This is a genomic window from Burkholderia sp. Bmkn7 (assembly GCF_041103175.1).
GTDB classification, from domain to species: domain Bacteria; phylum Pseudomonadota; class Gammaproteobacteria; order Burkholderiales; family Burkholderiaceae; genus Burkholderia; species Burkholderia cepacia.
On record NZ_JBGCUH010000003.1, the window covers coordinates 1058763 to 1072646 of the forward strand.

A 13884-nucleotide genomic window follows, 5' to 3' on the forward strand; every position below is an offset into this window, starting at 1 on the left:
GGGTAAATCGTGCCGATCGGTATTCGCCGATCCGGTAAAAAACTCGGAGTGCGTCGCATAACGAATGCATTCCTGGTGCGGAGCGCCGGCGCAAATGATCCTTTGCGACCGGCGGTATTTATCGTTCTGTTCGAGAGGCAATAATGACGACACGGAAGTCCTTGAAAGACGGTTTCGCGCTATTCGGAACGACACTGAGCGTGCCGCTCGCCGCAGCCGCGGCCGCGGCGCTGCTCGTCACGGGGTGCGGCGGCGACGACGGGCCGAGCCCGGCTGCTTCGGCCGCCGCCGCGGCCGCGACGTCGGCCGGCGCCAGCACGCAGGCCAACACCAGCGCAACGGCCGCAGCGGCCGACCAGCCGTACGTCGACACCGACGTGTACGGCACCGGGCCGAACGACGCGGTCACGGATTCCACGGAAGGGGCGGCCGTCGTCCACCGTTCGGTCACGATCGGCGGCAAGACCATCAAGTACACGGCCACCACGGGCCACCTGACGACGATCGACCCGGTCACGTCGGCGCCGAACGCGAAGATGTTCTACGTCGCGTACACGCAGGACAATCCGGACCCGTCGAAGCCGCGCCCGGTCACGTTCTTCTACAACGGCGGCCCCGGCTCGTCGTCGGTCTACCTGCTGCTCGGCTCGTACGGGCCGAAGCGCCTGCAGTCGTCGTTCCCGAACTTCACGCCGCCCGCGCCGTACAAGCTGCTCGACAACCCGGACAGCCTGCTCGACCGTACCGACCTCGTGTTCATCAACCCGGTCGGCACCGGTTATTCGGCGGCGATCGCCCCGGCGAAGAACAAGGACTTCTGGGGCACCGACCAGGACGCCCGCTCGATCGACCGCTTCATCCAGCGCTACCTGACCAAGTACTCGCGCTGGAATTCGCCGAAATTCCTGTACGGCGAGTCGTACGGCACCGCGCGCAGCGCGGTCGTGTCGTGGGTGCTGCACGAGGACGGCATCGACCTGAACGGGATCACGCTGCAGTCGTCGATCCTCGACTACGCGAATGCGTTGTCCGCGCCGGGCACGTTCCCGACACTCGCGGCCGACGCGTTCTACTGGAAGAAGACGACGCTCAACCCGACGCCGACCGATCTCGACGCGTACATGGTCCAGGCCCGCAACTACGCGGACAACACGCTCGCGCCGCTTGCACAGAAGCCGAACCCGCAGGACGGCGGCTTCGTGAACGTGCGGCTGAACCTGAACCTGCAGACCGCGCAGCAGATGGGCGCGTACATCGGCACGGACCCGACGTCGCTGATCCAGACGTTCGGCAACCCGGCCGCGCTCGGCAACGTGCCGTCGTCGGACGACAACCCGCCGTACACGTTCTTCCTGACGCTCGTGCCGGGCACGCAGATCGGCCAGTACGACGGTCGCGCGAACTTCACGGGCAAGGGCATCGCGCCGTACATCCTGCCGAACTCGGGCAGCAACGATCCGTCGATCACGAACGTCGGCGGCGCGTATACGGTGCTGTGGAACAGCTACATCAACACCGACCTCAAGTACACGTCGACGTCGTCGTTCGTGGACCTGAACGACCAGGTCTTCAACAACTGGGACTTCAGCCACACCGACCCGACCGGCGCGAACAAGGGCGGCGGCAACACGCTGTACACGGCCGGCGACCTGGCGTCGACGATGAGCGTGAACCCGGACCTGAAGGTGCTGTCGGCGAACGGCTATTTCGACGCCGTCACGCCGTTCCACCAGACGGAGCTGACGCTCGCGCAGATGCCGCTCGACCCGACGCTCAAGGCGCAGAACCTGACGATCAAGAACTACCCGTCGGGCCACATGATCTACCTGAACGACGCGTCGCGCACCGCGCTGAAGGGCGATCTCGCCAACTTCTACGACGGCATCCTCGCGAACCGTACTGCGCTGCAACGGGTGCTGAAGCTGCAGGCGCGCACGCAGCAACTCAAGCAGCAGAAACTGCAGCAGCAAGGGCAGTAAGCGGAGCGGGCGGCTCGAGCCGCCCCGGATGGACGACAGCCCGATCGGCGCAGGCCGGTCGGGCTGTTTTTCATCGCAGCGGAGGCGGGCGCGGCGCGTCGGCGGCGCTGGCCGGGAAAAAGCGCAACCGCGGGCGAAGGGCGGGATCGGCGCCCGCCTACGCGAGCACGAGCCTCACGCCGACCGCGACGAGCGTCGCGGCGAGCAGGTTGCGCAGCAGCCGCTCGGGTGCGCGCGCCGACAGCAGGCTGCCGAGCACGATGCCCGGCAACGAGCCGAGCAGCAGCGACAGCAGCATCGACCAGTCGACCGAGCCGAGCAGCCAGTGGCCCATGCCGGCGACCAGCGTGAGCGGTACCGCGTGCGCGATGTCGGACCCGACGATGCGGGTCGTCGCGAGCATCGGATACAGCAGCAGGAGCACGGTGACGCCGATCGCGCCGGCACCGACCGACGTCATCGACACGAGCACGCCGAGCACGGCGCCCGTCAGCACGGTCGACCACAGCGTGCGCGCGGGGCTCGGTGTGAGCGGGTTGCGCGCGGCGAACGCGGTGAGCTGGGGCCGGAAGATCAGCGCGAGCGACGTGAGCAGCAGCGCGACGCCGAGCACGAGCTGGATCATCCGCGCGGTGCCCGGCGTATTCATCCCGTGCGTGTGCAGCCACCACAGCGTGATGGCCGCGGCCGGCACGCTGCCTGCCGCGAGCCGGCCCGTGATGCGCCAGTCGATCGAACCCTTCAGGCCGTGGACGAGCGTGCCGGTGGCCTTGGTCGCCGCCGCATAGAGCAGGTCGGTGCCGACCGCCGTCGCGGGGTGGACGCCGAACAGCAGCACGAGGATCGGCGTCATCAACGAACCACCGCCGACGCCGGTCAGGCCGACGAGGATGCCGACGAACAGGCCGGACAACGAGTACAGCAGATCGATATGGGGAAGCGACATCGGAAGCGGATGGTTATGCGGCGTTCGGCGGTAGCGGCGCGTGGGTCAAAGTCCGCCATTGTCGCAAATGTGGCGGGTCGGTGTACGACTGCGTTAAAAATCGGCCGGGAAGGCGCGGGCGGCAGGCGGCGCTGAAACGGGCGTTTGAACGGGGCAGGGCCAACGTGGTGGCCGGTGCCGGCCTGCGACGACAGGACGGGCGGTGCGCGGCACCCGGAAGAAGAAAAAGGGCGCGACGGTGCGCGCCCCGGGTTCGATACAGACGGCCGGATTCATCCGCCGCCTGCGGCTCGTCGGCGTCAGTGCATCGCGGGGCCGGTACCTTCGACGGCGTCCTGCCGCCGGATGCGCAGCGCGAGCCCGATCAGCGCGGCGGCGGCAGCGAATGCCGCGCCGAACGCGAAGGCTGCATGGTAGCCGCCGTTCAGTGCGTCGAGCGGCGCGGCGTTCGCGGCCGCGAGCACGTCGGTGCGGGCGGCTGCGAGGCTCGCGAGCACGGCGAGGCCGAGCGCGCCGCCCATCATGAACGCGGTGTTGACGATCCCCGACGCGAGCCCGGAATCGGCCGGATCGACGTCGCTCATCGCGGCGAGCAGCATCGGGTTGAACGCGACGCCCGCGCCGATGCCGAGCAGCGTCATGCCGGGCAGCACGTGCCAGGCGAAGCCGCCGTCCACCGGCGCGCGCGAAAACAGGGCGAGGCCGCAGGCCGCGATCAGCAGGCCGGCCGCGATCGGGCCGCGGATCCCGAAGCGCATCACGATGCGCGCGGACAGCCCGAGCGAGAACGCGGCCATGATCAGGTTCGCCGGCAGGAACGCGAGACCGACCTGCAGCGGCCCGTAGCCGAGCACACGCTGCATGTACAGCGCGGACAGGAAGAACCACGCGAACATCGCGGCCGCCCACAGCACGCCGATCACGTTCGCGAGCGCGACGTTGCGCGCGGCGAACAGCGTGAGCGGCATCAGCGGATGCGCGGCGCGCGCCTCGATCGCGATGAACAGGGCGAGCAGCGCGACCGCGGCGCCGATCAGCACGACGGTCTGCGTCGACAGCCAGCCGGCTTCGTTGCCGCCGACGATCCCGTAGACCGCCAGCATCAGCGACGCGGTCACGGTGACCGCGCCCGCGACGTCGAGCCGTGAGGTGCCGGCCGGCGCGCGCAGGCGCGGCAGCAGCGCGACGCACATCGCATAGACGGCGATGCCGATCGGCAGGTTGACGAGGAAGATCCAGTGCCACGACAGCGAGCTCGTCAGCAGCCCGCCGAGCAGCACGCCGATGCTGCCGCCGCCCGCGCAGACGAAGCCGTACACGCCCATCGCCCGCGCGCGTTCGCCGGGCTCGGTGAAGAGATTCATGATCAGCGACAGCGACACGGCCGACACCACCGCGCCGCCGAGCCCTTGCACCGCGCGCGCGGCGATCAGCATCGTCTGCGACTGGGCGAGGCCGCATGCGAGCGACGCGAGCGTGAACACGACGAGGCCGGCGAGGAACATGCGCCGCTGGCCATACAGGTCGCCGAGCCGGCCGCCGAGCAGCAGGCAGCCGCCGAACGTCAGCAGGTACGCGTTGACGACCCACACGAGGGCCGTTTCGGTGAAATGGAGGTCGGTGCTGATCGACGGCAGCGCAACGTTCACGATCGTGCTGTCGAGCACGATCATCAGCACGCCGAGGCAGAGGACGATCAGCGCGTACCAGCGCTTCTCGCCGTGGATCCCGTGGGTCATGGGCTTGCAGCCTTCTGATAGTTATTTGAAAGGATGCATTGTAGGCCCCCTCGGCGCGGGCTTCCTGCCGGTTTGTGGCAGGAGCGATGCGTAGTCGCGCGTCCGGGCGGGACGCGCGTGACGGATGCGACGGGCGTTATGTGCGCGCCGGCAGTTCGCAGCCGTCGGGGCCGCATGCGGCCGCGTCGCTGCCGTCGAGCTCGACGATGCCGTCGCGCCATGCCTGGTCGAGCGCCTGCGCGAATGCGTCGGCCGGCTGCGCGCCCGACACCGCGTAACGGCCGCCGAACACGAACAGCGGCACGCCGCGCCCGCCGATCTGCGCGGCGCGCGCGATATCGGCTTCGACTTCGTCGCGATACAGGTCGCTGCGCAGCACGTCTTCGACGGCCGCGCGCTCGAGCCCCGCTTCGACCGCGAATTCGGTGAGCTCGGCGTGATCGAACAGCGAGCCGTGCTCGCAGAAATACGCGCGGTACAGCCGCTCGGTCAGCGCGTGCGCGCGGCCCGTCGCTTCCGCGAGCTTCACGAGCCGGTGGCCGTCGAGCGTGTCGCCGACGAGCGTGCCGGGCAGGTCGTAACGCAGCCCGACGCTCGCGGCCGCATCGGTTACCTGGCGCAGCATCCGGTCGACCTGCGCGGGCGACATCCGGTACTTGCCGGCGAGCATCGCCTCGACCGGCTCGACCGGCTGGCCCGGCATCAGCCGGTATGCGCGCAGCGCGACGTCGACGCGCTCGGCGTGCGCGAACGCGGCGAGCGCCTCGTCGAAGCGGCGCTTGCCGATCCAGCACCACGGGCAGATCAGGTCGGACCAGATTTCGACGGTCAGGGTCGGGCGGGCAATCGGGGCGGGAGCGGTCGTCATGGGCGGTTCCGGGCAGCAAAAAAGTGTAACCGGGACTATATCACTTGTGCTTCGACGCTTCGTCCAGGCCGGGCGGGCGCGTGAAACGGGCGCCCGCCGCATCACGAAGCATAGACACGGAAGCGGCGCACCGATAGCGATGGCCGATACCGGCCGCCGCCGCGCGTCCCGACGAACAGGCGTTTCGTCGTCACGGCGAACGGGCGAACCCGCCCGCCCCCCGCGTTTCGCTTACGCGTCGCCCTGCGTTTCCTTCAGGTGCTTGAGGTGTTTGTAGACCGTCGCGCGGCCCATCCCGAGCACATTCGCGACGTAGTTCGCCGCGCTCTTGCCGCGGAACGCGCCCTCCGCGTACAGCGCTTCGACGAGCTCGCGCCGGTGCTCGCGCGTGAGCCCGTTCAGCCCGACCTGCCGCTCGCGCAGCCAGCCGTGCAGGAACGTGTTGATGCGCTCCTGCCAGTCGTCGCGGAACAGCTCGTCCGGCTGTGCGATCACGCCGGCACCCTTGATGAACAGGTCGAGCGTCGCGCGCACCTCGTCGAACACCGCGATGTTGAAGTTGATGCACATCATCCCGGCCGGGTGGCCTTCGTCGTCGAACAGTACGTTGCTCACGCAGCGCATCCGCCGGCCGTCCCAGTTCAGCTTCTCGTACGGGCCGATCACGCGCTCGCGCGCGGAATGATCGATTTCCTCCAGCGCGGAATCGTCGCCGACCTCGCGCTTCGACAGGTTGTTCGCGAGATACAGCACGGTCTGGTCGTGCAGGTCGTGGATCACGACTTCCGCGTACGGGAAGAACAGCGCGGCGATACCGTCGGCGATCGGCGCATAACGGGTGAGCAGCAGGTCTTTGACGGGGGATTTCTTCTTGCGCATCGGTGTCGCCATCTCGGGTGGGCGGGGGCCGGGCGGCCCATCGGGCCGGCGAGGCGGCGCGCCGGTGGCCGGCATGCCCGTGCGCCCGCGCGCGGCCGCCGCGGCGGTTGCGCCATTGTATCGGCCCCGCGCTCGCGTGCCGCTCATGCGCGCGTCAGGTGCGTGTACAGCGCGTGCGCGATCGCGATGTCCTCGAGCCCGAGGCCGATCGAGCGGAAGAATGCGTGACGCGCGTACGACGGTGCGGGGCAGGTGCCGGCGACGAGCGCGGGCAGGTCGCCGGCGATCCGCGCGGCTTCCCAGCCGTGCTCGGCCGTCGCGATCTGCATTTCGCCGGCGCTCGCGGGCGTCGTGTGCCGGTAGTCGCAGTACACGTCCATGCCGGGCAGCCACGCGGGCGGGATCTCGTGCGCGCGTGCGACGTTCGTGCTGATCGACGTGACGAGCGCGGGGCGCGTGAGCATCCCGTCGCCGAGCACGGGCGTGCCCGACGACGTGCACAGCGTCACGACGTCCGCGTCGCGCACGCAGGCTTCGACGCTCGCCGCGGCGCGTGCGCGCGGGTCGAGCTGCGCAAGCGCCGCCTGCTGCGCCGCGTCGCCGGCGAGCGCGGGCGAGTACACGCGGATCGTCTCCCAGTCGCGCAGTCCCGCGGTGTGCCGCAGATGCGCGAGGCCGACCGCGCCCGCGCCGACGATCGCGAGATGGCGCGCGTTGCCCGGCGCGAGACAATCGACCGCGAGCGCGGTCGTGCCGGCCGTGCGCTCGACCGTCAGCAGGCCCGCGTCGCACCACATCAGCGGCTGGCCCGTGCGCATCGACATCAGCGCGGTCCACGCGGTGACGATGGGCTTGCCGCCCGTCACGACGTACGGCGACAGCTTCGCGCCGAACACCTGCGCGTCGGCGAGCGCGCCAAGATACGTGATGAAGTCGCCGGCCTGCCCGGGAAACAGCGTGAGCGTTTGCGGCGGCTGCACCGCGCGCGCCGCGGCGAGCGACGCGAACATGCTGCGCAGCGTGCCGAGCACGTCGAGCGACGGCAGGGCCGCGCGCACCGCGGCTTCGTCGACGGTCAGCGGCAGGGTCGGGGCGGTTTGCGTCATGAGGACATCTCCGGTCGGGGCCGGACTGGACTGTCTCGATCGACGTGTCCGGCAGAGTTCGTGATGGACGAAAAGTCTAATATAGACAAACGAAATCGGGAGAATTTTTCTTTTCGAGACTGTGTGTCATCGCGAGATTCTGGAAAAATGTCGATAAATCAAGGGTATTTTCGATGTCGGGCGAATTTCCGACGACGCGTATCGGGGCACGATTCTCGTATCCCCTATAGTCTATCCTAGACTTTGAGTCTATATTTCGCGTGCAGGACACGACGCGCCGCCGCGTGGCGACCGCCTGCTTCGAATGCCGATCCGGCGCCCGGCCGCGGCCGTCGTGTACCGATCTTCATCGCCTCAATCCAGAACGGAAGGACCGTCATGAACTGGAAGCTCTCCCTCTGCGCCGCTGCGGCGCTCGCCTGTGCGGCCGTCACGGCCCACGCGGAACAGACCACGTTGCGCTTCGGGATCGAAGCCGCCTATCCGCCGTTCGAGAGCAAGACGCCGGCTGGTCAGCTGCAGGGTTTCGACGTCGACATCGGCAACGCGGTGTGCGCGAAGCTGAACATGAAGTGCGTGTGGGTCGAGAATTCGTTCGACGGCCTGATTCCGGCGCTGCAGGCGCGCAAGTTCGACGCGATCAATTCGGCGATGAACATCACCGCGAAGCGCAAGCAGAGCATCGACTTCACGCCGGCGATCTACGTGGTGCCGATCGTGATGGTCGCGAAGCACGGCTCGCCGCTGCGGCCCGACGTCGCGAGCCTGCGCGGCAAGCACGTCGGCGTGCTGCAGGGCTCGTCACAGGAGGATTTCCTGAAGGCGCACTGGGCCAACGCGGGCGTGGCCGTCGTGTCGTACCAGGATCAGGACCAGATCTACGCCGATCTCGTCGCGGGTCGTCTCGACGCGGCCGTGCAGGAAGCGCAGACCGCGCAGGACGGTTTCCTCGACAAGCCGGCCGGCCGCGACTACCAGATCGTCGGCGAGCCGCTGAAGGATCCGGCGACGCTCGGCGAAGGCACGGGCTTCGGGATGCGCAAGAACGACAAGGCGCTGCAGGCGAAGATCGTCGGCGCGCTCGACGCGCTGAAGAAGGACGGCACGCTCGGCGCGCTGTCGCAGAAGTACTTCAAGCGCGACATCGTCGCGAAGTAATGACCGCCGCGCGCCGGCCGCCGGGCCGGCGCGTGCCGCATCGAATCTCGACGCAGTACGGGGAACCATGGATTTCGACGTCATCGTTCTGGGGGCCGGCATCGTCGGCGTGTCGTCGGCGCTGCATCTGCAGGATCGCGGGTTGCGCGTCGCGCTCGTCGACCGGCGCGCGCCCGGCGAAGAAACGAGCCACGGCAATGCGGGGCTGATCGAACGCTCGTCGGTCGTGCCGTACGCGTTTCCGCGCCGGCTCGGCACTTTGCTGCGCTATGCGCGCAACCGCTCGGTCGATCTCTACTGGGACTACCGCGCGCTGCCCGCGTATGCGGGCTGGCTCGCGCGCTTCTGGCGCGAATCGTCGCCGCAGCGGCTCGCGGCCGCCGCGCGCGACCTGCTGCCGCTCGTCGCGGCGAGCGTCGTCGAGCACGACGCGCTGCTCGCGCGTACCGATGCGCAGCCGCTCGTGCACGACGGCGGGTGGATCGAAGCGTTCCGGTCGCCCGCGCTGTTCGATGCGGAAGCGCGCGTGCAGCAGCGCGTGGCCGACGCGCACGGGCTGCGGATGACGGTGCTCGACGCACGTGCGTTGCGCGCGACGGAGCCCGGCGTCAGCGACGCGTTCTGCGGCGCATTCCACTGGCAGGACCCGAAGACCGTGTCGAGCCCGGGCGGGCTGACCAAGGCCTACGCGCGGTTGTTCGAGCGCGACGGCGGCACGTTCGTGCGCGGCGATGCCAAGACGCTCGTGCATGTGGAGGACGGCTGGCAGGTCGGTACCGAACATGGGCCGATCTCGGCGCGCTCGGCGGTGGTCGCGCTCGGGCCGTGGTCCGATCACGTGTTCGCGCCGCTCGGCTACCGGATTCCGCTGCGCGCGAAGCGCGGCTACCACATGCACTACCGGCCGACGCGCGCACCGTTGAACGCGCCCGTGTGCGATACCGAGGAAGGTTTCGTCGTCGCGCCGATGGAAGGCGGACGGCTGCGGCTCACGACCGGCGTCGAGATCGCGCTGCGCGGCGCACCGCCGACCGGCGTGCAGCTCGCGCGTGCGGAACCGCTGGCGCGCGACGCGTTCGGCATCGGCGAGCGGCTCGATCCCGAGCCGTGGCTCGGGATGCGGCCGTGCACGCCCGACATGCGCCCGGTGATCGGGCCCGCGCCGCGCCATCGTCACCTGTGGTTCGCGTTCGGCCATTGTCACCACGGGCTTACGCTCGGCCCCGCGACCGGGCGCCTGCTCGCCGAAATGATGACAGGCGCGCCGACCTATATCGATCCCCATCCGTACCGGCCGGCACGCTTCGGCTGATCCCGCGGCGCGCGCAGCTTCGCGCGCGCGCCGGTTGCGACGCGGCCTTTACAATGTTTCATTCTGCTATCCGAATTACCGGAAATCACGCAATCGGAAATGATCTGCGTAATCGGCAAGAAAGATGATCGCCAAATAAAGAAAATCAGCAAATCGGCGATTTATCAATGCATTTTCATTTTGCTGAAATGTGTAATCGGCAGCCGCTCGTGACGGTCTGATGCACCGCGCCGCCAGCGCGTTCCGGTGTTACGCGGAATGTACCGGAACACGTTACCACCGGGCTCGCAAACGTTACGTTACATCCGGGCTATGCCGCCCTTTTTCGTCAGATGATTGCGATGCCGGAGTCGCGATTTTCGTCTGAAATCGATTAAAAAAGCGTTATTGCTTGCCAATAGACAGACGAATCAATCCGGTTTTTCGAATTGGCACACTTCGTGCAATCCGTCCCCATGCTTTATCAACGTTGTGCCAACCGAGATGGGGAAAAACAAAGATGGGACAAAATCTGAAATTGACGGGTGCAGCGCTGTCGGTCGCGACGGTGTTCGGGGTACTGGCTTCGGGTTCCGCGGTGGCGGGGCCCCTTGATGGGCTGCCGATCCCGCAAGTGATCGTCAACCCGCCGACGAACAGCGTCTCGGTCGGGCTGGTCGCGACGGGGACGTCGCCGCTGGGTTCGGTCACCGTGGCGGCGGGCGGGGCGGGCGCGATCCAGACGTCCCTTGGCGATCCCGGCCAGGCACTGTCGGGCGCCGTGGGGGCGGTGACGGGTGCACTCGGCGGTGGCGGCGGCACGGTGCAGCCGCTCGCGCCGGTTCAGGGTGTGGTGAACCAGGTGACGGGTGCGCTGAGCGGCGGCAACCCGGCTGGCGCGTTGAGCGGTGCGCTGAATACGGCGACGGGTGCGTTGGGCAATGCGGTTGGCACGGTGACGGGGGCACTGGGCAATGTCGGCGGCGGGGCGAATCCGCTGGCGCCGGTTCAAGGTGTCGTCAATCAAGTCACGGGTGCACTCGGCGGTGGTAACCCGGCTGGTGCGTTGACGGGTGCACTCGGTACGGTGACCGGTGCGCTGGGCAACGTCGGTGGTGGCGCGAATCCGCTGGCGCCGGTGCAGGGCGTGGTGAATCAAGTCACGGGCGCACTCGGTGGCGGCAACCCGGCAGGTGCGTTGACGGGGGCACTCGGTACGGTGACCGGTGCGCTGGGCAATGTCGGTGGTGGGGCGAATCCGCTGGCGCCGGTGCAGGGTGTCGTCAATCAAGTGACGGGTGCACTCGGCGGTGGTAACCCGGCTGGTGCGTTGACGGGGGCACTCGGTACGGTGACCGGTGCGCTGGGCAATGTCGGTGGAGGGGCGAATCCGCTGGCGCCGGTTCAAGGTGTCGTCAATCAAGTGACCGGCGCACTCGGCGGTGGCAATCCCGCTGGTGCGTTGACGGGTGCGCTCGGTACCGTGGCGGGTGAGCTCGGTGCTGGCAATCCGGCCGGCACGGTAAGCGGTGCAATCGGCAACGTGACGGGGGCGCTCGGCGCATTGGGCGCTATCGGCGGCGGCAATCCCGCGGGTGCGCTGACCGGCGCACTGAACACGGCGACCGGGACGCTAAGCAACGCACTCGGTACCGCAACGGGCGCGCTCGGCGGCGGCAACCCCGCAGGCGCACTGACCGGCGCACTCGGTACGGTCACGGGCGCACTGGGCGGTATCGGCGGCGGTTCGAACCCGCTGGCCCCGGTGCAAGGTGTCGTGAACCAGGTCACGGGTGCGCTCGGCAGCGGCAACCCTGCAGGCGCGCTGACCGGCGCACTCGGTACGGTCACGGGCGCATTGGGCGGTATCGGTGGCGGCTCGAACCCGCTGGCCCCGGTCCAAGGCGTCGTGAACCAGGTCACGGGCGCGCTCGGCGGCGGCAACCCCGCAGGCGCACTGACCGGCGCACTCGGTACGGTCACGGGCGCACTGGGCGGTATCGGCGGCGGTTCGAACCCGCTGGCGCCGGTGCAAGGTGTCGTGAACCAGGTCACGGGCGCGCTCGGCGGCGGCAACCCGGCAGGCGCGCTGACCGGCGCACTCGGCACGGTCACGGGCGCACTGGGCGGCATCGGTGGCGGCTCGAACCCGCTGGCCCCGATCCAGAACGTCGTCGACCAGGTCACCGGTACGCTCGGCAGCGGCAACCCGGCCGGCACGCTGAGCAACGCGGTCAACACGATCACGGGCACGCTCGGCAACGTCGGCGGCGCGGGCAGCCCGCTGGCGCCGGTGCAAGGTGTCGTCACGCAGCTCGCGGGCACGCTCGGCGGCTCGGATCCGCTGGCGCCGGTGCAAGGCGCCGTGAACCAGGTCGTCGGCACGCTGTCCGGCGCCGGTGGCGGCAGCCCGATCGCGCCGATCACGAACCTCGTAAACGGCCTGCAGAACGCACTGCCGACGGGCGGCAACGCGGCTGGCGCGCTGACCGGTGCACTCGGCTCGGTGACGGGCGCACTCGGCAGCCTTGGCAACCTCGGCGGCTCGAATCCGCTGGCGCCGGTGCAGGGTGTCGTGAACCAGGTCGTCGGCACGCTGGGCAACAGCAATGCGGTCGGCACGGCCACGAATGCACTGGGTAACGCGGTCGGCTCCGTCGTGGGCGCACTCGGCAACCTCGGCGGCACGAACCCGCTGGCGCCGGTGCAGGGCGTCGTGAACCAGGTGGTCGGCACGCTCGGCAACCTCGGCGGGTCGAACCCGCTGGCGCCGGTGCAAGGCGTCGTGAACCAGGTCGTCGGCACGTTGTCGGGCGCGGCGGGCAACAACCCGATCGCACCGATCACGAACCTCGTGAGCGGCCTGACGGGCGGCAGCAACGCGGCCGGCGCACTGACCGGTGCGCTCGGTTCGGTGACGGGCGCACTCGCGAACGGTCCGGTGGCCCTCGGGCAGGCGGCCGGCGCGCTGTCGGGCGCGGCCGGTTCGACGGCAGCGGCGGGCGGCAGCCTGCTCGGCTCGGGCGCGAACGCGGCCGGCGGCACGGCGGGTGCGGTTGGCTCGCTGCTGACGACGGGCGGCAACGCGACGGCGACTGTTGTCAACGCGGTCGGCACGACGGTGGGCACGGCGCTCGGCTCCGCGCCGGGCCTGTCGGTCACGCCGCATTCGGGCAACAGCGCGCCGGGCAACCCGCTCGCACCGGTGTCGTCGCTGCTCCAGTCGCTGACGGGCGCACTGCCGAAGTAAACGGCCGGACACGCTCGGCGGCGCGAGATCGGCCGCCGTGCGCAACGGGTCGCGCAACGCGGCATGACAGGGATGTCATGCCGCGTTGTCCTTTTTGGGGCGCGCTTTCTTTTGTCGCATGAATGGTCGCGGCATGAACGGTCGCGGCCGACGCGGAATATTCGGCCTCCTTCGTCCGTTTACATACCGAATCCCGGCAGCGCCGGCCGGCGGGATAATCGTCGTGACGAAGCCGATCGTTCCTGCCGGTGCCGCCGTGTCGCGATGCCGTGCCAAGGAGAAAGGACATGAAACGGATACTCGTTGCCGCCGCGCTGACGGCGGCTATCGTGCGGCCGGCCGCCGCGGAACCGCCCCGTGCCGGCGACGGCAAACTGGTCGACGAAGATCACATGACGCTCTACGTGTTCGATCGCGACGCGCCCGGCAAGAGCGCGTGCGACAGCGCGTGCGCGGCCAACTGGCCGCCCGCGCTCGCCGACGCGTACGACAAGGCCGTGGGGGCGCTGAGTCTCGTCGCGCGCGACGACGGCCGCAAGCAATGGGCGTATCGCGGGCGCCCGCTGTATCGCTGGAAGCAGGATCGCAAGCCCGGCGACGCGGGCGGCGACGGGATCGGCGGCATGTGGCACGTTGCGCGCCCGTGACCGCGTGGCGGTGCGCGAGGC

At 69.2% G+C, this 13884-nt stretch carries 10 protein-coding genes; 5 read left to right on the forward strand and 5 right to left on the reverse strand.

Features of this window, described 5'->3' with window-relative positions; translation table 11 throughout:
- Positions 1-143: 143 nt before the first annotated feature.
- A complete protein-coding gene (locus AB3K92_RS26360; protein ID WP_042973160.1) occupies positions 144-1979 on the forward strand; it encodes a S10 family peptidase in 1836 nt (611 codons plus the stop codon).
- Positions 1980-2136: 157 nt separating this feature from the next.
- Here the strand turns inward: AB3K92_RS26360 and AB3K92_RS26365 are convergent, their stop codons facing one another.
- The 5 genes from AB3K92_RS26365 to AB3K92_RS26385 form a co-directional block, all read right to left on the reverse strand.
- On the reverse strand, positions 2137-2925 hold the full coding sequence (locus AB3K92_RS26365) for a sulfite exporter TauE/SafE family protein (protein WP_021157126.1): 789 nt from the start codon (positions 2923-2925) through the stop codon (positions 2137-2139).
- A gap of 299 nt (positions 2926-3224) precedes the next feature.
- Positions 3225-4664, reverse strand: a complete 1440-nt coding sequence (locus tag AB3K92_RS26370) for a DHA2 family efflux MFS transporter permease subunit (RefSeq protein ID WP_060377615.1) — start codon at positions 4662-4664, stop codon at positions 3225-3227.
- Positions 4665-4800: 136 nt separating this feature from the next.
- Complete coding sequence (locus AB3K92_RS26375) at positions 4801-5532, reverse strand: DsbA family oxidoreductase (RefSeq protein WP_369466114.1); 732 nt, start codon at positions 5530-5532, stop codon at positions 4801-4803.
- A 231-nt stretch (positions 5533-5763) separates the two neighbouring features.
- Positions 5764-6558, reverse strand: a complete 795-nt coding sequence (locus tag AB3K92_RS26380) for a transcriptional regulator (protein ID WP_081052705.1) — start codon at positions 6556-6558, stop codon at positions 5764-5766.
- Entirely contained in the window at positions 6555-7517 is a 963-nt protein-coding gene (locus AB3K92_RS26385) for an ornithine cyclodeaminase family protein (RefSeq protein WP_369466115.1), read from the reverse strand. Before AB3K92_RS26385 ends, AB3K92_RS26380 begins: the two co-directional genes overlap by 4 nt.
- 378 nt (positions 7518-7895) lie before the next feature.
- Between AB3K92_RS26385 and AB3K92_RS26390 the strand changes: the two genes are divergently transcribed.
- From AB3K92_RS26390 to AB3K92_RS26405, 4 genes are all read left to right on the forward strand, one after another.
- The gene (locus AB3K92_RS26390) at positions 7896-8675 is read left to right on the forward strand and encodes an ABC transporter substrate-binding protein (protein ID WP_027788228.1); all 780 of its coding nucleotides are present in this window, start codon (positions 7896-7898) and stop codon (positions 8673-8675) included.
- A gap of 67 nt (positions 8676-8742) precedes the next feature.
- Entirely contained in the window at positions 8743-9987 is a 1245-nt protein-coding gene (locus AB3K92_RS26395; protein WP_369466116.1) for an NAD(P)/FAD-dependent oxidoreductase, read from the forward strand.
- 499 nt (positions 9988-10486) lie between these two features.
- Entirely contained in the window at positions 10487-13216 is a 2730-nt protein-coding gene (locus AB3K92_RS26400) for a beta strand repeat-containing protein (RefSeq protein ID WP_369466117.1), read from the forward strand.
- Positions 13217-13503: 287 nt separating this feature from the next.
- Entirely contained in the window at positions 13504-13863 is a 360-nt protein-coding gene (locus AB3K92_RS26405) for a hypothetical protein (RefSeq protein ID WP_059492614.1), read from the forward strand.
- Positions 13864-13884: the final 21 nt, after the last annotated feature.